At 44.7% G+C, this 21,255-nt stretch carries 19 protein-coding genes; 10 read left to right on the top strand and 9 right to left on the bottom strand.

Annotated features, from left to right (window positions below; translation table 11 throughout):
• The first annotated feature begins 2 nt into the window (after positions 1-2).
• Together arfB and R7F07_RS04360 are read left to right on the top strand one after the other, a co-directional pair.
• Positions 3-416: an alternative ribosome rescue aminoacyl-tRNA hydrolase ArfB gene (arfB, locus tag R7F07_RS04365; protein ID WP_017635196.1), complete on the top strand. Its 414-nt coding sequence runs from the start codon at positions 3-5 to the stop codon at positions 414-416.
• Between the two features lie 100 nt (positions 417-516).
• Positions 517-2,286 carry a methyl-accepting chemotaxis protein gene (locus R7F07_RS04360; RefSeq protein WP_025767924.1) on the top strand — a complete coding sequence of 590 codons (1,770 nt, stop codon included), beginning with the start codon at positions 517-519 and terminating at the stop codon, positions 2,284-2,286.
• Positions 2,287-2,375: 89 nt separating this feature from the next.
• Here R7F07_RS04360 and vmeZ read toward each other — a convergent pair whose 3' ends face one another.
• Together vmeZ and vmeY are read right to left on the bottom strand one after the other, a co-directional pair.
• Positions 2,376-5,528 (bottom strand): multidrug efflux RND transporter permease subunit VmeZ, encoded by a 3,153-nt coding sequence (vmeZ, locus tag R7F07_RS04355; RefSeq protein WP_005373507.1) that lies wholly within the window; start codon positions 5,526-5,528, stop codon positions 2,376-2,378.
• Between the two features lie 8 nt (positions 5,529-5,536).
• Entirely contained in the window at positions 5,537-6,664 is a 1,128-nt protein-coding gene (vmeY, locus tag R7F07_RS04350; RefSeq protein ID WP_017635193.1) for a multidrug efflux RND transporter periplasmic adaptor subunit VmeY, read from the bottom strand.
• Between the two features lie 419 nt (positions 6,665-7,083).
• Here vmeY and R7F07_RS04345 point away from each other — a divergent pair, with 419 nt between their 5' ends.
• Complete coding sequence (locus R7F07_RS04345) at positions 7,084-7,548, top strand: dCMP deaminase family protein (protein WP_005373515.1); 465 nt, start codon at positions 7,084-7,086, stop codon at positions 7,546-7,548.
• An 82-nt stretch (positions 7,549-7,630) separates the two neighbouring features.
• Here R7F07_RS04345 and pepT read toward each other — a convergent pair whose 3' ends face one another.
• Positions 7,631-8,860: a peptidase T gene (gene pepT / locus R7F07_RS04340; RefSeq protein WP_151515725.1), complete on the bottom strand. Its 1,230-nt coding sequence runs from the start codon at positions 8,858-8,860 to the stop codon at positions 7,631-7,633.
• A 170-nt stretch (positions 8,861-9,030) separates the two neighbouring features.
• Positions 9,031-9,894, bottom strand: coding sequence for a DUF6279 family lipoprotein (locus R7F07_RS04335; protein ID WP_171342612.1), 864 nt, complete (start codon positions 9,892-9,894; stop codon positions 9,031-9,033).
• Positions 9,895-10,155: 261 nt separating this feature from the next.
• Here R7F07_RS04335 and R7F07_RS04330 point away from each other — a divergent pair, with 261 nt between their 5' ends.
• Positions 10,156-10,329 carry a hypothetical protein gene (locus R7F07_RS04330; RefSeq protein WP_005373524.1) on the top strand — a complete coding sequence of 58 codons (174 nt, stop codon included), beginning with the start codon at positions 10,156-10,158 and terminating at the stop codon, positions 10,327-10,329.
• Between the two features lie 90 nt (positions 10,330-10,419).
• Here the strand turns inward: R7F07_RS04330 and R7F07_RS04325 are convergent, their stop codons facing one another.
• Positions 10,420-11,034 carry a response regulator gene (locus tag R7F07_RS04325; protein WP_031777156.1) on the bottom strand — a complete coding sequence of 205 codons (615 nt, stop codon included), beginning with the start codon at positions 11,032-11,034 and terminating at the stop codon, positions 10,420-10,422.
• A gap of 4 nt (positions 11,035-11,038) precedes the next feature.
• Positions 11,039-12,775: a nitrate/nitrite two-component system sensor histidine kinase NarQ gene (narQ, locus tag R7F07_RS04320; protein WP_025767926.1), complete on the bottom strand. Its 1,737-nt coding sequence runs from the start codon at positions 12,773-12,775 to the stop codon at positions 11,039-11,041.
• 247 nt (positions 12,776-13,022) lie between these two features.
• On the opposite strand from narQ, the gene napF reads away from it, so the two are divergent.
• The 6 genes from napF to R7F07_RS04290 all read left to right on the top strand — a co-directional run bounded on the left by napF (position 13,023) and on the right by R7F07_RS04290 (position 17,637).
• Positions 13,023-13,508, top strand: a complete 486-nt coding sequence (gene napF, locus R7F07_RS04315) for a ferredoxin-type protein NapF (RefSeq protein WP_170893134.1) — start codon at positions 13,023-13,025, stop codon at positions 13,506-13,508.
• 47 nt (positions 13,509-13,555) lie between these two features.
• A complete protein-coding gene (locus tag R7F07_RS04310) occupies positions 13,556-13,864 on the top strand; it encodes a chaperone NapD (RefSeq protein ID WP_005373535.1) in 309 nt (102 codons plus the stop codon).
• Complete coding sequence (gene napA / locus R7F07_RS04305) at positions 13,861-16,350, top strand: periplasmic nitrate reductase subunit alpha (RefSeq protein ID WP_005389060.1); 2,490 nt, start codon at positions 13,861-13,863, stop codon at positions 16,348-16,350. Before R7F07_RS04310 ends, napA begins: the two co-directional genes overlap by 4 nt.
• 78 nt (positions 16,351-16,428) lie before the next feature.
• Positions 16,429-16,884, top strand: a complete 456-nt coding sequence (locus R7F07_RS04300) for a nitrate reductase cytochrome c-type subunit (protein ID WP_005389061.1) — start codon at positions 16,429-16,431, stop codon at positions 16,882-16,884.
• Positions 16,885-16,912: 28 nt separating this feature from the next.
• Positions 16,913-17,491, top strand: a complete 579-nt coding sequence (locus tag R7F07_RS04295) for a NapC/NirT family cytochrome c (RefSeq protein WP_005373542.1) — start codon at positions 16,913-16,915, stop codon at positions 17,489-17,491.
• Between the two features lie 11 nt (positions 17,492-17,502).
• Complete coding sequence (locus R7F07_RS04290) at positions 17,503-17,637, top strand: TIGR02808 family protein (protein WP_005373546.1); 135 nt, start codon at positions 17,503-17,505, stop codon at positions 17,635-17,637.
• 170 nt (positions 17,638-17,807) lie between these two features.
• Here R7F07_RS04290 and phaC read toward each other — a convergent pair whose 3' ends face one another.
• From phaC to R7F07_RS04275, 3 genes are all read right to left on the bottom strand, one after another.
• Entirely contained in the window at positions 17,808-19,583 is a 1,776-nt protein-coding gene (phaC, locus tag R7F07_RS04285; RefSeq protein WP_054574707.1) for a class I poly(R)-hydroxyalkanoic acid synthase, read from the bottom strand.
• A 66-nt stretch (positions 19,584-19,649) separates the two neighbouring features.
• The gene (locus tag R7F07_RS04280) at positions 19,650-19,997 is read right to left on the bottom strand and encodes a phasin family protein (RefSeq protein ID WP_005373550.1); all 348 of its coding nucleotides are present in this window, start codon (positions 19,995-19,997) and stop codon (positions 19,650-19,652) included.
• Positions 19,998-20,041: 44 nt separating this feature from the next.
• The gene (locus tag R7F07_RS04275) at positions 20,042-21,250 is read right to left on the bottom strand and encodes an acetyl-CoA C-acetyltransferase (RefSeq protein WP_054574713.1); all 1,209 of its coding nucleotides are present in this window, start codon (positions 21,248-21,250) and stop codon (positions 20,042-20,044) included.
• Positions 21,251-21,255 lie beyond the last annotated feature (5 nt).

Raw genomic sequence — 21,255 nt, 5'->3', positions numbered from 1 at the left:
TCATGCTCAAAATTTCGAACTCCGTCACAATTCAAGAGTGGGAAATTCAATTATCCCCAATTAGAGCTCAAGGAAATGGTGGCCAGAACGTTAACAAGGTAGCGTCCGCTATACACCTGCGCTTTGATATCCGGCATTCCAGCTTACCTGACTTTTACAAAGAGCGATTACTTGCACTTTCTGATAGTCGTATAAGTAAAGATGGCGTGATCATCATCAAAGCGCAACAATTTCGGACACAAGAACAAAATAAGGAAGACGCCCTAAATCGGCTTCAAGCATTAATAAAAGCTGCCGCTTTACAGGAGAAGAAGCGTATTAAAACGAAACCAACCCGCGCTTCTCAACGCCGACGACTTGATACAAAAAACAAGCACGGAGCGAAAAAACAGCAACGTAAAAAAGTGCTGTATTAGTGCATGTCGTTTTCTCGACATGTTAGTTGAACAACGTTTGCTAGCCCTTGGAAATCTCATTGGATTTCTCTTTTTAGTTACTTATTCAGGAAACAACAATATGACTATTAGGCAAAAACTCTACTTCCTCGGAGTTATCGCCATTTTAGGCATCGTGGCCCTTTTGGGTACGTCATCCCATTTTGAAAATAAGAGCAATGACCTTAATCACGCCATCAAACTCGTTGGTGATCTAGAAATACGCTTACTCAACTTACGCAGAAATGAAAAAGATTTCCTACTACGTAGTAATGACAAATATCTAAATAAGTTTGACGCCAATGTTGACAAGTTTATAGACACAGAAAAAGAGCTTGCGAATATACTCAAGAGTAATGAATTACCTTCCAGTCAACAATTTAAGCAAGACTTGCTCGCATACCAAAGGGGCTTTCAGAATCTGGTCAGCGCTTACCAACGATACGGGCTTGATTCAAAGAGTGGGCTTCTCGCTGGTTACGAACAAGCACTATTAGAAGCAAAACAACGTTCAGACCACCAGCAGTTATTGGCATTAGTCCGTTTTGACTCTGCGGTAAAAGCAGGACTATTCAATAGTGACTTGCTTGAGGGGCAATATGCTCCTGAGCTTATCAAAACAGGTAAGCAATTGGCGGCCCAAAAGCAAGTTGTTGGGGTTGCTTATGACAAAGGCCTACTCGGTGAAACTCGCGCATTATCTCATGCCGTAGAAGAGCAATTTGAAACCTTTTCCACAGCCCTTAGCTCTGCTGCCGCACAACGTGATGAACAAATGTCGACCATCAAGCAGGTCATTACAGCTCTGATCTTAGTCGTTATTTTCGCATTGATTTGGCAAATTTCACGTTCAATCAATACGCGAGTGAATAGCTTACTTGGCACCATTCGAAGTATCAGCGAAACGAACAATATGGGACTTCGATCTGATTTGAAAGGTCAAGACGAGCTATTTGATATCAGTCATCACCTCAATGACCTATTGGATAAGCTTGAGCATCTAATTAGTAGTACCCAAGAAAAATCGGCGCAACTCACTGCAAGTACCGATAATATGCATCGTGAGTTAGAAGGCGTTATGGAGCAATTCCACACTCAAACTGACCACACTGCATCAATGGCGACGGCAGTTCAGCAAATGGTTGCCACAATAGGTGAAATCTCTGAAAGCACATCAGTTGCGGTAGAAGGCGTACATCAGGCAGCGAATAATGCCGAACAAGGTCGAGGAGTTGTTGAGGCGACGGTAACCAACATCGGTCAACTAACCACGATTTTATCAAACAGCCAGCAGTCGATTGGCTCGCTGAATCAGCATGTAGATAAAATTGGTGGTGCCGTGAACATCATCCAAGAAATAGCAGAGCAAACCAACCTACTAGCTCTCAACGCAGCAATTGAAGCCGCGCGAGCAGGCGAACAAGGCCGCGGGTTTGCAGTTGTCGCCGATGAAGTACGCGCCCTAGCTAGCCGAACTCATCAATCCACAGAGGAAATCACGCGGGTCGTTGCAGACATTCAAACTCAAATGTCTACAGTTGTTGCTGATATTGATCAATGTAACGATCAAGGGCAACAAACACTTAATGCTTCTGAAAAACTGGATTCTAGCCTACAGCAGATCATCACTGACATGCATTCAATTCAAGGTAATTCGGAGCGCATAGCTTCAGCAATTGAAGAACAAGGTATCGTTATGAACCAAGTTAGCGGTTCAATCACCGAGCTAAACGCAATATCTGAGAATAACATGCAATCCGCTCAGGAATGCTTGCACGAAGTGAACTCTGTCTCTGCTCAAGCTCATGATATGGATGAAGCCGTTGCACAATTCAAAACTGCGCTAAAATAACCCTTTTCAAAATAGAAAGCCCGAGGCAATCATCGCTTCGGGCTTTTTTTCAATTGTCACTTCGTGCTTACTGCGCACTTCGGATGTGATTATTCATCATCAAGAGGAACCAGCTTGGTGTTGCCGCCATGAACTTTCTCACGCTGCCTTTGCACCAGGGCGTAGAAGCCTGGGATCAAGAATGTACCTGCTAGAAGCACACACAATAGACCACCAATCAGCGACACGCCGAGTGAGTTTTGACTCACGTGCCCCGCACCAGCGGCAAAGATAAGCGGGAAGATACCCAGGATAAATGACCAAGATGTCATATTCACAGCGCGGAAACGTAACGTGCCTCCTTTAACCGCTGCACTATCGATATCAGCATCTTTTTCTTCACGCTCTTGCTTGGCGAACTCCACAATCAAAATTGCGTTTTTCGCCGCCAAGGCTATGAGCAAGACAAGACCAATTTGGGCATACAAGTTAAGCGGCGTGCCAGTTAGATTCAACGCAAGGAAGGAACCTAACGTTGCTACTGGGACCACCAAAATAATAGCCAGTGGAATACTCCAACTCTCATACTGAGCCACCATAAACAAGTAAATGAATATCAAAGCCAGCGCAAACGCATAAATGGCTTGGTTGCCCGCAAGCACTTCCTGATAAGCCATACCTGTCCATTCATACGTGTACCCTTGCGGAAGAACTTCAGCAGCAACGCGTTCCATTGCGGCAATCGCATCACCACTAGAGTAACCCGGAGCTGGTTGGCCTTGAATGATAGCACTGCGGTACATGTTGTAACGCCATGCCACATCAGGCTCAAACACTTGCTCGTAGCTCACTAGCGTACTTAACGGAACCATATCACCGTTCGAAGAACGAACATGGAAACGCTCTAGATCTTCCATGCTGCTACGGTGCTGGCTATCAGCTTGCATGGTTACGCGGAAGTTCTTACCAAACATGGTGAAGTCATTCACATAAAGCGAACCTAAGTTGCCTTGCAAGGTTTGGAAAATAGACGACAGCGAAATACCTAATTGCTGCGCTTTCTCACGATCGATATCAACGTAGTAGTGCGGAACATTCGCGCGGAACGTGCTAAACGTGTAGGCAATTTCAGGCGCTTGGTTAGCCGCTTGGATCATTTCTCCCATGACCATCGACAAGTCGGTACGACTTCGCCCTAGCGTGTCTTCAAGCACAAACTCAAAACCAGACGCAGCGCCCATACCTGGAACCGCCGGTGGTCCCATCGCAAAAACAACCGCTTGAGGTAACTCTGTCGCCGCTCGCCCGTTAATACGTGCCGCGATAGCATTAGCAGAGTGCTCTCCTTGCAGCGAGTTACGAGTATCCCAGTCATGCAATTTGATAAATACAGAAGCACCGTTTGATGCTGCTGCGCCTGTCATAAACGAGTAACCGTTCGCAACCGTCACACCATCCACACCAGGCTCTTCACCGATCATTTTCATTAAATCATTGGTGACTTCTTCAGTACGTGATAAAGAGGCTGAATCTGGTAGCTGTACGTTAACCAGCAAAATGCCTTTATCTTCTTGAGGAACAAACGCTGTAGAGGTGGTTTTCGCAAAGAAAGTGACCGCTGCGATAGCAACTATAAAGAACGTCACGAGCAGTAAAGACTTCTTCACCAAGAAACCAGCGATCTGGCCATAACGCGTAGTGATGCGCTCTAAGCCTCTGTTGAAAGCCTGGAACCAGTTAGCGGTATTGCCCCCACCCTGCTTCAATACCAGAGAACAAAGTGCTGGAGACAGCGTCAATGCATTGATGGATGAAATCACAACCGAAATACAGATGGTCAAAGCGAACTGGCGATACATGATACCGGTGATACCTGGCAGCATGGCGACGGGTATGAATACCGCAAGTAGAACCAAGGTCGACGTGATGATTGGTCCCGTTACTTCTTTCATCGCTAGCAACGTCGCTTTACGCGGTGAAATGCTTGGGTCTTTCGCCATGGTAGTATCGACGTTTTCGATAACCAGAATCGCATCGTCCACCACGATACCAATCGCAAGGATCAAGCCAAACAAAGTAACCGTATTAATGGTGAAGCCCGTTGCCTGCATGATGGCAAACGTACCAATCAGAGAAACGGGGATCGCGACAACAGGAATCAACGTTGCACGCGCACTACCCAAGAACAAGTAAGTTACAGCAATCACCAATAGAATCGCTTCAATCAGTGTTTTTACTACCCCTTTGATCGATTCAGATACGAACACGGTTGTATCGTAGCTGGTCTCGTATTCCATTCCCTCTGGGAAGTTTTTGCTCAAGCCTTCAAGGAGCTCCATGACGGCCTGACCACTTTCTAACGCATTCGCATCCGATTGAAGAGACAACGCAACGATTGACGCGTCCTGGCCACGGAACTTACCGTTACCATCGTAGAACTTTTTGCCTAGTTCAACGCGAGCAACATCTTTCAGATAAACCGTAGAGCCATTGGGATTAGCTCGAAGGACTACGTTCTCAAACTCACTCACGCTTTCCAAGCGACCTTTGGTCACAAGGTTAAACTGAACTTCTTGCGGATTGTTGTATGGTGCTGCACCTACACGCCCTGCCGCAACTTGAACGTTCTGTTCAGCCAAAGCGGCGTATACGTCTGACGTGGTTAGCTTAAGGTTGGCCATTTTTTCAGGATCTAACCAAACACGCATTGCGTATTCGCCACCACCAATCACGTTAACTTCACTGATACCTTTCGCACGAGCCAACTGATCTTTTACATTCAAGTTAATGTAGTTAATCAAGAACTGATCATCGTATTTGCCATCAGGTGAATAGAAGTTAAGTACCATCAGCAAGTCAGGTGAACGCTTTTTCACCGTCACACCAACCATGCGAACTTCTTGAGGCAGTTTTGACTCAATCTGTGACACGCGGTTTTGCACGTTAACTTGCGCCATATCTGGATCGGTGCCAACATCGAACGTGACGTTTAGGCTGTAAGAGCCATCGTTCGCGCTCTTTGAAGACATGTATATCATATCCTCAACGCCGTTGACTGAGGTCTCTATGGGGTCCGCAATGGCCTGCTCGACAACTTCCGCACTCGCGCCAGTGTAGTAAGCCGAAACGCTTACTGATGGCGGGCTTATCTGTGGATACTCAGCCACTGGCAAAATCGCCAGTGAGATCGCGCCGGCTAGCGTTAATATGATCGAAATAACCAGCGCGAATTTAGGTCTCTGAATAAAGAAACGACTTAACATAGTGCCCCCTACTGCTTATCTTCAGCAGGTGCTTGAAGGCGCACTTCTACACCATTACGCACACGTTGTAGGCCTTGTGTAATAACCGTATCTTCCTGATCGAGCCCTTCTCGAATGATAATGCCTTGTTCAACCTGAGGGCCAAGCTCGACGTTACGACGCTCTGCCACACTTCCCTCAGCCATCACCATCACAAAGTCACCTTCTAAGTCAGTCTGTACGGCACGTCGTGGGATAACAATAACGTCTTTCGTGTTCTTATCTCTCAAGTTCACTTTGATGTGTTGACCCGGAAGTAACTTCTGCTCTGGGTTTGGCACTAGCGCGCGCATAGCAATCGTACCCGTTTTGGTGTCAATACGATTACCTAAGAAATCAAGCTTACCAAGATGCTCAAAAAACTGTCCATTTTCCAGTTCAAGCTGAACTTCAACGCGGTTTGATTCAGCCGAGCCATCACCTTTTACTTGATCCATACCCATAGCTAAACGCTCACGCTCACTCACACTAAATGAGGTATGAACTGGATCTAAACTCACCAGAGTTGTCAGCACGCCAGATGACGGAGAAACCAGATCACCCGTACTAACTTTGGTATCACTAATACGTCCGCTAAAAGGTGCTCGGATTTGAGTATAGGAAAGGTTAACTTCAGCAAGTTTAAGTTGAGCATTTGCCGCTTCTAGCTCTGCTCTCGCACCAAGAAGTGCCGCAGTTAAAGCATCAAACTCAGATTGAGAGATACTACCGCGAGGCAACAAGTTTTTACCTCGAGTATGATCTAATTCGGCTTTTTTTAGCGCCGCTTTAGCTTGTGCAAGTGCGGCTTTAGCACTCGCGACTTGGGCTTCAAAAGAAGATGGCTCGATAGAGTAAAGGAGCTGCCCTTTTTCTACCATTTGCCCCTCTTCAAAGTGACGAGCTTTTAAGTAGCCAGAAATCTGCGCGGTAATATTGGTATCTTCTACTGCTTCAATGCGACCGATATAAGACTTGCTCGGTTGGTAGTCGATAACCGTGACATCCTGAGTCACTACGAGAGGCGCTTGACCTTTCGTTTGGGCATTATTAGCTTCCCCGCATCCAGCGAGGATTGCTGTAGCCGCCATTAGTGCGACAAGTGGTTTCTTTTGCATGTATTTACCGTCTTTATAGAACAGGATATTGTTGAATTCCTATCAACCTTACTCCTTGCTGCCACTGAAAACTTCACTGAAAAGCGCCCAAGGTGTTTCTAAATGTAAACATGAGAAACAAAAGGAAAATAAAGTAATTTAGTTAACAGTGGTATTCAATGAGCAATATACATACAACTCAATCATAACTATTTAATATACGCCTTAGGAGATCGCGAATTTTAGCGTGTGCTTGGAAACACTAACGGGAGTATTGTATTCGGGCGTAAAGTGAGATTCAGTGCTCAAGATAAGAACGTTTTGTGGCTAAAAAGGTAAAAAGTGACGCCTTCATACTCAAGACCCCGATTTTGACTATTTTTTTAATATAAATGGGTTATCATTCAATTAATTCAACGCCTTCGACAGAGAGGATGACTATGATTTCTAAATGGGCGAAACGCTTTTACCAGATGGCAGAACTAGTGGCGTCTTGGAGTAAGGACCCATCAACACAAGTCGGTGCCGTTATTACTAAACAGAATCGCATTGTATCTGTTGGATTTAATGGCTATCCGCATGGTGTTTCTGACAGTGTCGACACCGATGAGCGCGAGTTGAAATACCTTAAAACACTGCACGCGGAAGAGAACGCAATTTTGTTCTCAAAACGTGACTTAGACGGATGTGATATTTGGGTAACGCATTTTCCTTGCCCTAACTGCGCGGCAAAGATCATTCAAACAGGGATCTCACACGTACACTGCCCTGAGCAGTCTGAAGACTTTTTATCTCGCTGGGGAGATAAAATCCAAGTCAGTCAAGATATGTTCGACCAAGCGGGTGTGAAAGTCGACTGGTTACCGCTAGAAGACATTGAAATTGAAGACAAAGACGTGCGCTAGTATTCCATCTTAATATTTAAATAGCCCAGAGAGATCTGGGCTATTTTGTTATTAAATCTGCAAGAGGTCTCGACGTAGTCTTTTAACTGTGTTTTTTCGCAGTGAGCTCAGCAATTTTGACAATAACGAGTACTGATTTTTCCATCATTTCAACAGAAATAAACTCATGAATTCCGTGGAAGTTAAAACCACCGGTGAAGATATTCGGGCACGGCAAACCCATAAAAGATAAACGAGCACCATCTGTACCACCACGAATAGGTTTTATAATCGGTTCCACATCACACGCTTCCATCGCTTGCTTTGCCAGCTCAATGATATGAGGGTAAGGCTCAACCATTTCTCTCATATTGTAATAGCTGTCTTTTATTTTTAGCTCTACAGAACCATGGCGTAAACCCGTGTTCATTTCATCGACGAGTTTCTGCATAAAAGCTTTTCGATCCTCAAGTCTTTGACGGTCAAAGTCTCTAATAATGTAACCTAGCTCGCTTCGTGCAACGCCCATTTCTGCCGATTTTAGATGGAAGAACCCTTCGTAACCTTCGGTTGTTTCCGGAGTTTGATCTTGGGGCATTTGAACTTGAAATTTCGCAGCCAAGTTCATCGCATTGACCATTTTGCCTTTTGCGGTACCTGGATGAACGCTAACTCCATGAAAAATTACATCAGCGTTTGCTGCATTAAAGTTTTCGTATTCCAATTCACCTTGCGGGCCACCATCTATAGTGTATGCCCATTTCGCGCCAAATTTTTTAACATCAAACAAATCTGCACCACGACCGATTTCTTCATCCGGAGTAAAGCCGATACAAATGTCGCCGTGTGGAATGTCTGGGTTTTCCAGTAGCAGAGCTACCGCGGAAAGAATCTCTGCGATACCAGCTTTGTTATCCGCGCCAAGTAATGTAGTGCCATCGGTAGTAATAAGATTGTGGCCATGTAGGTGATGTAAATCTGGGTATTGCACGGGAGATAACACTTCATCCCCCAACCCTAATGCAATATCGCCACCCTGGTAATCTTCGATGAATTGCGGCTTTACGTTTTTGCCAGATGCATCCGGCGCGGTATCCATATGGGCAATGAAGCCGATAGGAGGAACCTCATAATCAACATTGGCTGGCAGTTTAGCCATCAAGTAGCCATTTTTATCCAAAGTCACGTCACTTAAGCCAAGTTCGAGCATCTCTTTTTTAAGTAACTCAGCAAACACAAACTGGCCAGGTGAACTTGGGCAAAGCGTCACATGTGGATTGGATTGGGTATCAAACGTGACGTATCGAAGAAATCTTTCAACTAAATGTTTCATATTTATTCTCATTGTTTTGTACGATGAGGCCATATCACGCATTGATAAGCTGACGTTGCCTCATCAAACCTCACGCTATGTTACGCTCTTAGTTCAATAAGAATTTGCTTTGAATCATTTTTTGATAAGAAAGGCTTTTGCGCTTTGCTTCCGCTCATTGAAGCATGAATTTAATCTAAAAGTTCCTCTGCCAGTACTCGCCACTCTTTAACCTTTTCACGAAAATGACGCCATTGCTTATCGGTCATCGAACGAGAAACATCTAATGTCAGTTGATCAACCAATGCAAAGTTAGAGTCAATATTCAGAGAAAGCTGCTCACTATAATAACTCTCTGGCTCGAACAAGAGTCGCATAAATATATCTTGATAAGTCACAACATTAGATTTGTTGTCGAACAAGTATTCGAGCTCTTGATATACCGTGGCTCGATAATCTCTCCATAAAGGGCTGTTTAAAATAACTTGCTGAGAAAATCTTTGAGCTAATTGACGCTGATTTCCTGATAGATTCCCCAGCCATTCTTCCATCCACTCTTCAGTGTTATCCAGAATAATTTCACGCACTTCGTCTTCTGTCTTATCGGCATATTTTGCGTTTCGCTCTTGATAATGTTCTTGTACATTACTCAAAAACTCGCGTTCTTGCTCTTTCGTTAATTGCAAACTTAACGCAAAAAGATCTGGTGCTGCTTTGCTGACCACTCTATCGTAATGCGCTCGCATTCTATCTCGATTTTTTTGTAAGTAATTTAAGGTGATATCGCTCGCTTTTAATCTCTCAAGGTCTTTTAAATGTTCGATATATATTGGTAACTCCTCTTTCTTGTGCCAGTCTGCCAACAATAATAAACGCTCTTCCACTAGGACTTCTTGTTCCCCTTGCAACGAGACATAGTCCTCTAAGTAATCGAGCACGAACCAATCGATATTGCTGTATAAAAACTTTTTCGCACAACCGGCAAGCAGAAATACGAAACAAAATAGAAGGCCATAACGAAGCGCCTTATTAGATACATCCTTTAATTTAGTCACTTATTCGTATTCCCTTTTCTGTTGATTAAGTTCTATACTCAACCTGTATCACTTAGTATTGCGGCAAACTTACACCAGTGTGACAAATATTGATTGCCACCTTAATAATATATAGAGTTTGAAATTAACTTTTTGATCACAGCTATCCGCAAAAAAGTGAGTTAGAGCGCAATTATCGGCTAAAAAACGTACCGAACGACGCTCCCTATAACGGCATATAATTTGCATGGATGTTTTTTGGATGGTTTATGGAGGCGAAGTATGGCAGCCGCTGAGCAACTTGATACCAGTGTAGAATATGAGATTCGATATTTTGAACAGGGGAAAATGCACTGCATGAGAGTCATTGCTGAAAGCAAAAAAGTGGCTTATCAGTACTATTTGGAGTGTGGTAAGCACAACAGTGACTTGTACTCTATTCGCCCAGACAAGTAAAAAAACCGCCTAACAGGCGGTTTTTTTATTCGTCAGAATCAATATAACTGTTTGATTTTATTTATTATTACAGATTCAAATCCAACAATGTTATTTGATGTCTCCAAAGCGCTCAAGATAAAGGACGGTTGCTGCAGTACGAGAAGGAACTTGAAGCTTTTTAAGTAAACTCTTCATATGTACTTTAACCGTAGACTCAGAGATAAAAAGACGATCGGCAATTTGCTTGTTGCGGAAACCTCTTGCCACCTCTCTTAAGATCTGCGATTCACGATCGGTCAGTGTATCAAACACGTCCTCTTGCTCTGAACGTTCACTCAAATACTTAGAAACTTCTTGGCTGTATGCCTTGTCCCCTTGGTGCGCTTGTTTTAGCAACTCAACCAACTCATCGGGCTCAGTGTCTTTCAATAAATAGCCATCGGCACCACTTCGAACTATTGCTTCTATATCTGCTGGGCTATCCGAAACGGTTAGAATGACAATTCTGGCTTCACAGCCATCTGCACGCAGTGCTTGCAAAGTATCAAGGCCAGACATGCCTTTCATATTAAGATCAAGAAGTACAAGATCCAGTTCCAGCTCATGCGCTTTCGCTACTGCATCCGCGCCATTACTTGCTTCTGCAATAACCTCAAACTCAGGCTCAAAGCTTAAAAGCTGGTGGATACCTCTTCGCATGAGTGGATGATCATCCACCAGCATTACTTTACACACTGTCACTGTTTACTTCCTTACTATGTTGGAATTCTAATTTTACGGTACAACCTTTGTTTATCGATGCTTCGATGTGAAGATCGGCATGCAGTCTAGCGGCCCGCTCTTGCATGATACTCATACCGTAATGATTTAATTTTTCGTCTTGATGTTCAAAGCCTATTCCATCGTCGCTAACGGTTACTGTGACTTTTCCATCATTATCGAGACATTGAATGTGAATATTATCTGCTTGCGCATGTTTGATAGCATTAATTGCCGCTTCTCTTATCAACTGTAGTAAATGAACCTGCTGATGTGCATCCAGTTCAGTTGATGAAAGTCTATTTTTTAGCGTAATGTCCGCAGCAGTTTGTTCACTGAGCGTTTCAACCATGTCTTGCAATGCTTGGCCAAAACTGCCCTCTTTAATCGTAAGACGAAACGTCGTCAGTAGCTCGCGTAACTGCGTATAAGCCGCAGATAAGCCCGTATCTAGCTCAGCAATAACTTGATTAGCCTGCGCGATCGCCTTTTCGTCAGGCAAGTTCTTTACGCTTCTCTTTAACAAAGCGACCTGAATTTTTAAGTAAGAGAGTGCTTGAGCCAATGAATCATGCAACTCCCGAGCAATAGTGGCTCGCTCTTCCATCAGCAGAATTTGTTCTGCTTGGCGCTGCGCCCGATTGTAATACACGGCGCGTGATAAAATCTGCACGAAGTTGTCAATAAGAGCCTCGTTCGGACAAGGTAACCCTGCTTTCCAATATAAATAACCCAAGTGCTCACCATCTAGCATCAGGGCTTTACCGTGGCAATCTTCATCACAATCTTGGCAGCATTCTTCTCCTTCCATCAATATCCAGCTCGGTTCTCCCAGCTGCTCGATTTCAAGTTTGACCGCTTTAATGCCCTCAAGACTGACGATATGCTGCAAAATCGCCTGGAAATTGTCTTGATTAATACGCGACGCCGTGAGTTCTTTTGACGAGTCATACAGCACCTCTAAAGACTGGTTGGCATGCTGCAATTTACGTGTTTTCTCATCAACCGCTTGTTCTAATCCTCGGTACAACTTACCAAGGTCTGTCGCCATCCGATTAAAGGTTCGAGTCAGTATTCCCATTTCATTATCGCTAGATACATTGAGCGATATATTAAATGAGCGATTTTTAATTTGCTCGCTAGCAAAAACTAAGGCACGCAGAGGCCGAACAACTTCGAGGCGCACAAAATGAACGACAAACATACTGACACAAAGAATGCCACCCAACCCTAACCCGCCGATCCAGGCTAAGTTAATCAGTTTTTGCTCCGAAAAGCTCTGCAGCTTAAATACAAACTCATCGATTTGTTCAACAAAACCGGCCACTAGGAGTTGATATTCTGCCGGGTTGTCTCCTCTAAGCACCGCCTTAAGTTCATGCCATCTGATAATAAGACGGTAGTAATCGTGAGTGATGTCTTCTGGCACAGACCAATGCTGAAGCGCTTTCATTGAAGGTGAATATATCGAATGTTCAAATGCGTCAATATGTGAAGAATAGTCAACAGATTTAACCTGAATATCATTCGCCAGACGGTAGCTTTGCATTCGCATCGAGCCAGCAACATTGACGGCTTCAGCATCGTTCAAACTGGACGCTAACGTAAAAATTGCAAAACCAGTCGTAGCGACTGAGAGCAGCAAAATAAGAAGCATCGCGGACGCAATCGTGCGCGTCACCGACTTTTTCACATTTTTAAACAATCTGAGTTCCTCGCCCATTAACAATCCTATTTTTACGTGCAATGAACCCATTACCTTTCAACTTTATCAATATGTGATCACCTGCGACGGAATTTATTGATCCAAAACAATATTGCATACCATTTACCCCCTAAGAGGTATTTATACAAATATGTCAAAAACTACAATTTCGTTAGTTTAAATGACAGTTTATTAATGAAAATTGTGGACTATGCTTAGTTTGGGTTCCAAGTTTCGAGGTGACTAAGTGGTAGACCTTTCCAGAAGAAGACTCTTTGCAAGAAAAGCGCACCCCGACAACGCCGTACGTTTGCCTTGGTTAACTAAACCGCAACAGTTTACGGACGATTGCACTCGCTGCGGTAAATGCATTGAGGTCTGTGAAACAAAGATTATAACCAAAAGTGATGGCGGATTCCCCTCGGTCGATTTTTCCATCGATGAATGCACATTTTGCTATCAATGTGCAAACGCCTGTCCTGAGCCCCTTTTCTTGCCAGAAACAGAACAACCTTGGCAAGCAAAAGCAAGTATCAACGATAACTGCTTAGCAAAACAAAATGTCGAATGCCGAAGTTGTGGGGATATGTGCGACCCGATGGCAATTCAGTTCAAATTAGAACTGGGGAAAGTAGCACAACCCAATTTAGACCTTGATGAGTGTAACGGCTGCGGCGCCTGTGTTTCAGTGTGCCCGACTTCATCCATCAATGTGAGCAATACAACAGCCTAAGCCGAATGTCGTCGGCCAAAGGCAATAAAAATAAATGAGAGAGCTATATGTCACTAAATGAAGTGCATATTTCAAGTTTGGTAGTACATGTGCTGCCGGAACATTTGGACGAAATCAAACAAAAGATAGAAGCACACGAAAATGCGGAAATCTATGGTGACAGTCCTGAAGGCAAGATTATCGTCGTACTTGAAACTGAGAACCAAGGTTTCATCACAGACACTATCGATGCCATTAACAATTTACCGAACGTCTTAAGCACGGTATTGGTTTATCACCAAATCGAAACTGGGCTTGAAGAAACGGATGAAGAAGACACTGGAACACAACATTCCCAAATCGAGGGTGAAGTATGAAAATGACAAGACGTGCGTTTGTGAAAGCAAACGCGGCTGCATCAGCTGCTGCTGTCGCAGGTGTGACACTACCAGCATCTGCAGCCAACCTGATTGCAAGCTCTGATCAAACCAAAATCACATGGGACAAAGCACCTTGTCGTTTCTGTGGTACAGGCTGTTCTGTTCTTGTTGGCACTCAAAACGGCAAAGTGGTAGCAACACAGGGTGACCCAGAAGCACCAGTAAACAAAGGTCTGAACTGCATCAAAGGTTACTTCCTTTCTAAGATCATGTACGGTCAAGACCGTCTAACTCAACCGATGCTACGAATGAAAGATGGCAAATTCCACAAAGATGGTGAATTTACACCTATCTCTTGGGATGACGCTTTCGACATTATGGCTGAGAAATGGAAAGCTTCCCTCGAGAAAAAAGGCCCAACAAGCGTAGGTATGTTTGGCTCAGGCCAATGGACAGTAATGGAAGGCTACGCTGCATCAAAGTTAATGAAAGCAGGCTTCCGATCAAACAACATTGATCCAAACGCTCGTCACTGTATGGCTTCTGCCGTTGTAGGTTTCATGCGCGCATTCGGTATCGATGAGCCAATGGGTTGTTACGATGACTTCGAGAACGCAGACGCTTTCGTTCTTTGGGGCTCAAACATGGCAGAGATGCACCCGGTTCTATGGACTCGCATTACTGACCGCCGCCTAAGCCACCCTCACGTTAAAGTGAACGTGCTTTCTACTTACTACCATCGTTCATTTGAGTTGGCTGACCACGGCTACATTTTCAATCCTCAGTCTGACCTTGCAATTGCTAACTTCATCGCAAACTACATCATCGAAAACGATGCAGTAAACTGGGACTTCGTGAACAAACACACGAACTTCACTCAAGCAGACACTGACATCGGCTACGGTCTACGTGACGACGATCCGCTACAAAAAGCAGCGAAGAACCCGAACTCTGGCAAACTCACTTCTATCTCATTCGAAGAGTACAAGAAATCAGTAGCGCCATACACAGTAGAGAAAGCATCTGAAATCTCTGGTGTTGAGAAAGAGAAGCTTATCGAGCTTGCGAAGCAATACGCGGATCCAAACACGAAAGTGATGTCTCTATGGACGATGGGTATGAACCAGCATACTCGTGGTGTATGGATGAATAACTTGGTTTACAACATCCACCTACTAACCGGTAAGATCTCGACTCCGGGGAACAGCCCATTCTCACTAACGGGCCAACCATCAGCATGTGGTACCGCTCGTGAGGTTGGTACGTTTGCTCACCGCCTACCAGCGGATATGGTGGTTGCTAACCCTAAACACCGTAAGATTGCAGAAGACATCTGGAAACTGCCAGAAGGTACGATTCCACCAAAACCTGGCTTCCACGCCGTATTGCAAGACCGTATGCTGAATGACGGCGTTCTGAACTGTTACTGGGTTCAATGTAACAACAACATGCAAGCCGGTCCAAACATCAACACAGAACGTCTTCCAGGTTACCGCAACCCAGAAAACTTCATCGTTGTGTCTGACCCATACCCGACAGCAACAGCACAAGCAGCAGACCTTATTCTTCCTACCGCAATGTGGATTGAAAAAGAAGGTGCTTACGGTAACGCTGAGCGTCGTACCCAAGCTTGGTACCAACAAGTGGGCACAGTCGGTCAAGCAAAATCGGACCTTTGGCAACTAATGGAGTTCTCGAAACGCTTCAAAATGGAAGAAGTGTGGCCTGAAGAGCTTCTAGCGAAAGCGCCTCAATACCGTGGTAAAACAATGTACGACGTACTTTACCGCAATGGTAACGTCGACAAATTCCCTATCGAAGAAGCTCGTGAACTGAATGACGATGCTCACCACTTCGGTTTCTATGTTCAAAAAGGTCTGTTTGAGGAATACGCAACATTTGGCCGTGGTCACGGTCATGATTTGGCTCCATACGACCGCTACCACCAAGTGCGTGGTCTACGTTGGCCTGTTGTTGATGGTAAGGAAACACAGTGGCGCTTTAAAGAAGGTTCAGACCCATACGCGAAAGAAGGCTCTGGTTGGGACTTCTACGGCAATGCTGACGGCAAAGCGAAGATCATTTCCGCGCCATACGAAGCGCCACCAGAAGTACCGAACGATGAATTTGATATGTGGTTATGTACTGGTCGTGTTCTTGAACATTGGCACACAGGCACCATGACTCGTCGTGTACCTGAATTATACAAAGCAGTACCAGACGCAGTGTGTTACATGCACCCAGAAGACGCAAAAGCACGCAATGTTCGTCGTGGTGAAGAAGTACTCATGGCAAACAAACGCGGTGAAGTACGCGTTCGTGTTGAAACTCGCGGTCGTAACCGTCCGCCAAAAGGCTTGGTATTCGTACCGTTCTTTGATGCACGTATTTTGATTAACAAGCTTATCCTAGATGCGACTGATCCACTGTCTAAACAGACAGACTTTAAGAAGTGCCCAGTCAAAATCACTAAGATTGCTTAACCTTCAGATACTGAATGCTACGGCCGTCATTATGGCGGCCTAATAAAGAATTTAAGCCATAAAGGCGGAGATGAAATGATGAAAAAATTACTTGTCGCAGTTTTATCTGTAGGTGCGTTAGTGACAGGCATTGCGCAAGCTGAGTTGGATAATCCAGGTGGTATTGGTGGTCTAGAATCTTTACGTGGAATGTCTCAATTGGAAGATACGCGTCCAGCAGACGAGTTCAAAGACTTCCCTAAAGATCAAATTGTTGAAGACAGCTATGTTTATCAACCACCGTTGATCCCACACAGCATTCGTCACTACGAAATTTCGTTAAATGCTAACAAGTGTCTTGCATGCCATAGTTGGAAAAATGCAAAAGAGTCAGGTGCGACTAAAATTAGCGTAACGCACTATGTAAACAGAGAAGATGCGGTACTGGCAGATATGTCTCCTCGTCGTTACTTCTGTTTGCAATGTCACGTTCCACAAACGGATGCAAAACCACTAGTGGAAAACGAGTTTAAGGCAGTCGATTCGCTTCAGTAATTGAAACGCGAGTACTAAGAGGTTACTTATGAAAATACTTAAAGCGTTTTGGAAGAGACTGTCGAGCCCGAGTAAAGCTGCCGCTGGTGTGGTTTTATTTCTAGGCTTCGCTGGTGGCCTTCTATTTTGGGGCGCATTCAACACAGGTATGGAAGCAACCAACACAGAAGAATTCTGTTCTGGCTGTCACGCGCCGATCGTTGCTGAAATTCAAGAAACAATTCACTACTCCAACCGCTCTGGTGTTCGTGCGATTTGTTCAGACTGTCACGTTCCTCATGAATGGACGGATAAGATCGTTCGTAAAGTACAGGCATCTAAAGAGCTATTTGCACACTTCGTAACGAAGACGATCGATACGCCAGAGAAGTTCCAAGAGCGTCGTGGACACCTCGCAGAGCGAGAGTGGGCACGTATGAAAAAGAATGACTCTCTTGAATGTCGTAACTGTCATGAGTTTGATTTCATGGATTACTCTCAGCAAGGATCACGTGCGGCAGAACAACACTCCACCGCTCTAGCTTCAGGCGAGAAAACATGTGTAGACTGTCACAAAGGTATTGCGCACAAACTACCAGACATGAGCGGCGTTGAAGGCTGGCACTAAGGAGACTTACCATGAGTACATTAGAATCTGTAATTTGGCATATCCTTGGCTACAGTGCTATGCCAGTGATTATTCTTTCCGGCTTTGTGGCGGTAGCAGCAATCTCTCTCTGGCTGCTGTCATTTGGTAAGGATAAAGAGGTGTAACGTAACGCATCTCTACTCGTCAACTAGCCTATTTGTTGACACTGAGCGCCGAGCAAATGCTCGGCGCTTTTTATTTATTACTCAATGGTACTTGCCAACAATAAACAAGCAATCATACATAAAAAAAGCGACCATAAAGGCCGCTAAGATTTACTGCTATAGGGAGTTGTTTAAGATTCTTTCACTGGCAGAACCTGTTTGACGTATTGTCCTGGCGCTTCATCAATAACCGGATGGTTTTCTGAGCCAATAGGGAAAGGCTCAACTTGCTCTTTAGGGTTGAATTGGAGTAACCACTCGTTCCAGTGTGTCCACCACGATCCCTCTTTGTGTTCCGCGTTATTCAACCACTCATCAGCAGAGTCATCCAAATTATCGTTCAACCAATAACCATACTTATTTCTAGCTGGAGGGTTCACGATGCCCGCAATATGACCAGACTCACCGAGGACAAACGTTTTGTTACCACCCGTGTTCAGCGCACCACGGTAAGTTCCCTGCCATAACGCAATATGGTCTTCTTTCGTTGACACAAAATAGCTAGGAATTTTGATCTTATTTAGATCAATCCATACTCCACCAATTTTGACGCCTTTATCTTGCACCAGCTTGTTCTCTAAATAGAGCTCGCGAAGCAAGAAATTGTGAGATGCAGCGCTGACGTTGGTGCTATCGCTATTCCAGTACAACAAGTCGAAATCAACCGGACTGTTACCCTTCAAGTAATTGTCGACGTAGTAGTTCCAGTACAAGCTGTTTTCACGCAGTAAACTAAACGTCACGCTTAAGGAACGGCCGTCCATATACCCTTTTGCGTTATTTTGCGCTTCAATTGCACTAACAATGGTGTCATTGATATACGCGCCGACTTCACCTGGTTGAGAGAAGTCGAGCAACGTGGTGAAGAAAGTGGCAGACTTAATGCGCTTCTTCATACGTTTTGCAGCGTAGTAGGCAACCGTGCTTGCTAAAACAGTACCACCGATACAATAACCAGCAGCATTGATTTGCTCTTGTCCTGTTATATCTTCAATTGCAGCGACGGCTTTCACTACGCCTTCTGTCACGTAGTCACCAAACTCTATGTGCGCTTGTGCCTTGCCTGGATTGCGCCAAGACATCATAAATACACTATGCCCCTGCTCTAACAACCATCGAACCATTGAGTTCTTTGCTGTTAAATCAAGGATGTAGTATTTATTGATGAAAGGTGGGACGATGAGCAGCGGCGTCGCATTCACTTTCTCTGTTAGAGGTCGATATTGAATCAACTCAAACAATTCGTTTTGAAAAACCACATTGCCCTGTGTCGTCGCAACGTCATCGCCCACGCGGAATGCATTGTTATTCGTCATACGAATTTTTAAAATGTCTGCGCTCGACTCAACGTCTTCTTTCAACTGCTCTAAGCCTGCCAGTAAGTTTTGACCGTTTTGCTCAAGTGTCAGCTTCAAAAGCTCTGGGTTAGTGGCGATGAAGTTGGAAGGAGAAAGGGCGTTAATGGCTTGGCGAGAGAAAAAAATAATACGTTCTTTCGTCTTTTCATCTAAGCCTTCCAAAGACTCGATGGTGTCCAGATAGGTCTTACTAAATAAAAGGTAGGATTGTTTGATGAAGCTATACATGGCTTCATTTTGCCACGCTTCGTTTGAGAAACGCTTATCCCCTTTTTCAGCTTCGACGATTTGTGCTTGGTTCCCTGCCAATGCAACATTCTGCCAAATTTGTAGCTGCTGTTCCCACCACTGTGCTTGCAGCTTTAAAATCGCAGCAGGCTGATTCGCAGCTTGTTCGAACAGTTTGGCAGTATCCTCAAAGTTCACTTCTTGCATGGCCTTGTTTAAAGGAGAGTTCACGACTGCCTTGTTCACTTCGAAATCATGCCACCACTGATGATTGGTTTCCTGAAGCTTCACAAGATAGTCCGAAAAGAAGTGTTGAAACATAGTCTTACTCCTATATTCGGAAAAAACAACGCCGCCCAAATCTAGGGGCGGCGAGAATCGGACAAATTACGCTGGAGTAACAGTCTTTAGATTTTCCGAAGTCATTTTCTCAACGTCTTCTTTGAACTCTTTTGCAATCGCTTGAAGCTTGTTGCTGTCATCCATCATTTGTTGAGAAAGTTTAGTAAGTACGCTTAGTTGCTGACTGTTGAAAGCAGTCAATGACGTTACGTCTTTGATTTCTGTCGCTGCTTTCATCTGGTTTAGACCCACTTCACTGTATGTGCGAATGGCGTTCAATTGAAGCTCGGTCAACACTTCTACGTTTTTTGTCACTAGCTTGTTGAACTTCAAGTAAGGTTCTAGATTTTTTTCAGTTTGATCGCTAAATGTTTTGAAGAAATCTGTGTACATGGTTTGTCTCCTAGAGAAAGAATTAAAAATGTCCGTTTAAATAATTACTTAACTGTCTTTACAACCACAGCCGTGCCCATGCCGCCGCCCACACAAAGTGAAGCAACGCCATATTGACCATTTTGCTTATGAAGCTCGTGAACCAGCGTGACTAAGATTCGGTTTCCAGATGCACCAAGCGGGTGTCCTAGCGCGATAGCACCACCGTTAAAGTTCGCTTTATCTTGAATCGCGTTAACTGGAACTTGGTTTGTTTCCGCCAACTGATGAATCACGCCAAGTGCTTGCGCTGCAAATGCTTCGTTTAACTCGTAAACGTCGATGTCGTGTACACTGAGTTCTGCTTTTTCGAGTGCTTTATTGACCGACTCAACAGGACCTAGGCCCATGATCTTCGGATCAAGACCCGATTGCGCATAGCTTACGATCTCAGCAAGCGGCGTTAATCCATGCGCTTTAACTGCGCTTTCAGATGCAACGATAATCGCACTCGCGCCATCGTTAATACCTGATGCATTACCCGCAGTCACAGTGCCTTCGCGGTCAAAAGCAGGACGTAGCTTGCTTAAGGCTTCCATTGTCGCGTTCGCTTTTGGGTATTCATCCGTATCAAACATTACGGTTTCACGGCGTTGCTTTACTTCCACTGGCACAATTTCGTCTTGAAATTTGCCAGCTTCGATAGCGGCTACCGCTTTCTGTTGGCTAGACAGCGCGTATTCGTCTTGCTGCTGGCGAGTTAAGCCGATTTGTTTTGCTACGTTTTCTGCCGTCACACCCATGTGATATTGGTTGTAAACATCGGTTAAACCGTCCGCTACGAGCAGATCTTTTAGCTCCAGATTGCCCATTTTGTTGCCATCACGAATGCTGCTTGGTGCAGCAAACGGAATCTGCGACATGACTTCAACACCCGCTGCAACAACGATCTCAGCATCGCCACTACGGATATGGGACACGGCATCCATGACCGTTTTCATGCCACTACCGCAAACCATGTTTACGCCATATGCAGGAACAGATTCAGGAACCCCCGCAAACAGTGCCGCTTGGCGGCCAACACCCATTCCTTGACCTGCACCAACAACGTTGCCAACAATCACTTCGTCAACCTTGTCGCCAGGCAACTTTGCCGCTTCCAACGCGCCTTTAATCGCTACTGCTGCCAGATCGCCAGCAGAAGTATTTTTCAGGCTGCCACCAAAAGCACCAATTGGAGTACGCTTCGCCGCTACGATAAATACTTTTTCCATCATCT

This window comes from Vibrio sp. YT-16 (genome assembly GCF_033337405.1).
Classification (GTDB): domain Bacteria; phylum Pseudomonadota; class Gammaproteobacteria; order Enterobacterales; family Vibrionaceae; genus Vibrio; species Vibrio alginolyticus.
Note: the sequence above shows the minus strand (reverse complement) of the source record. Positions and strands in the feature narration are given on the sequence as shown.

Coding starts and splice junctions, on each gene's coding strand:
- R7F07_RS04295 (WP_005373542.1), top strand. CDS start 16,913: ATGAAAATACTTAAAGCGTTTTGGAAGAGACTGTCGAGCCCGAGTAAA.
- vmeZ (WP_005373507.1), bottom strand. CDS start 5,528: ATGTTAAGTCGTTTCTTTATTCAGAGACCTAAATTCGCGCTGGTTATT.
- pepT (WP_151515725.1), bottom strand. CDS start 8,860: ATGAAACATTTAGTTGAAAGATTTCTTCGATACGTCACGTTTGATACC.
- R7F07_RS04330 (WP_005373524.1), top strand. CDS start 10,156: ATGGCAGCCGCTGAGCAACTTGATACCAGTGTAGAATATGAGATTCGA.
- R7F07_RS04345 (WP_005373515.1), top strand. CDS start 7,084: ATGATTTCTAAATGGGCGAAACGCTTTTACCAGATGGCAGAACTAGTG.
- R7F07_RS04360 (WP_025767924.1), top strand. CDS start 517: ATGACTATTAGGCAAAAACTCTACTTCCTCGGAGTTATCGCCATTTTA.
- R7F07_RS04310 (WP_005373535.1), top strand. CDS start 13,556: ATGTCACTAAATGAAGTGCATATTTCAAGTTTGGTAGTACATGTGCTG.
- R7F07_RS04325 (WP_031777156.1), bottom strand. CDS start 11,034: ATGCTGGTGGATGATCATCCACTCATGCGAAGAGGTATCCACCAGCTT.
- phaC (WP_054574707.1), bottom strand. CDS start 19,583: ATGTTTCAACACTTCTTTTCGGACTATCTTGTGAAGCTTCAGGAAACC.
- arfB (WP_017635196.1), top strand. CDS start 3: ATGCTCAAAATTTCGAACTCCGTCACAATTCAAGAGTGGGAAATTCAA.
- R7F07_RS04275 (WP_054574713.1), bottom strand. CDS start 21,250: ATGGAAAAAGTATTTATCGTAGCGGCGAAGCGTACTCCAATTGGTGCT.
- R7F07_RS04300 (WP_005389061.1), top strand. CDS start 16,429: ATGAAAAAATTACTTGTCGCAGTTTTATCTGTAGGTGCGTTAGTGACA.
- R7F07_RS04290 (WP_005373546.1), top strand. CDS start 17,503: ATGAGTACATTAGAATCTGTAATTTGGCATATCCTTGGCTACAGTGCT.
- vmeY (WP_017635193.1), bottom strand. CDS start 6,664: ATGCAAAAGAAACCACTTGTCGCACTAATGGCGGCTACAGCAATCCTC.
- R7F07_RS04280 (WP_005373550.1), bottom strand. CDS start 19,997: ATGTACACAGATTTCTTCAAAACATTTAGCGATCAAACTGAAAAAAAT.
- napA (WP_005389060.1), top strand. CDS start 13,861: ATGAAAATGACAAGACGTGCGTTTGTGAAAGCAAACGCGGCTGCATCA.